Below are 671 nucleotides of genomic sequence, written 5' to 3'. Positions count from 1 at the left end.
ATGATCGGGTACCTGCGGTACCTCGGCATCACGGCCATCGAGCTCCTCCCGGTGCACGCCTTCGTGCACGAGAAGTTCCTGCTGGACAAGGGGCTCCGGAACTACTGGGGCTTCCACACGATAGGCTTCTTCGCGCCGGACGTCGGGTACCGCGCGGGCAACGACGTGATCGCCGAGGTCCGGCAGTTCAAGGAGATGGTCAAGGCGCTCCACGCCGCCGGGATCGAGGTCATCCTCGACGTCGTCTACAACCACACGGCGGAGGGCAACCACCTGGGCCCGACGCTGAGCCTGCGCGGCATCGACAACCCGACCTACTACCGCCTCGTCCCCGGCAACGAGCGCTACTACTTCGACTACACGGGCACGGGGAACACCCTCAACGTGCGCCACCCGCAGGCGCTCCAGCTCATCATGGACTCGCTGCGGTACTGGGTCCTCGACATGCACGTCGACGGGTTCCGGTTCGATCTGGCCGCGGCGCTCGCGCGCGGCCTGCACGACGTCGATCAGCTCTCGAGCTTCTTCACCATCGTCCACCAGGACCCGGTGCTCAGCCAGGTGAAGCTCATCGCCGAGCCGTGGGACGTCGGCCCGGGCGGCTACCAGGTCGGCAACTTCCCGGTGCGCTGGGCCGAGTGGAACGGCCGCTACCGCGACACGCTGCGCGA

The 671-nt window shown here is 67.2% G+C and carries 1 protein-coding gene; it reads left to right on the top strand.

From position 1 onward, the window contains the following. On the top strand, positions 1-671 hold a 671-nt coding region (locus tag BN4575_RS20360; protein WP_256029039.1), incomplete at both ends, for an alpha-amylase family glycosyl hydrolase.

The sequence above is a fragment of the Aeromonas sp. EERV15 genome (assembly GCF_900079845.1).
GTDB classification, from domain to species: Bacteria; Pseudomonadota; Gammaproteobacteria; order Enterobacterales; family Aeromonadaceae; genus Aeromonas; species Aeromonas sobria.
The sequence above is the reverse complement of the archived record's forward strand: the minus strand, read 5'-3'. Positions and strand labels throughout refer to the sequence as shown.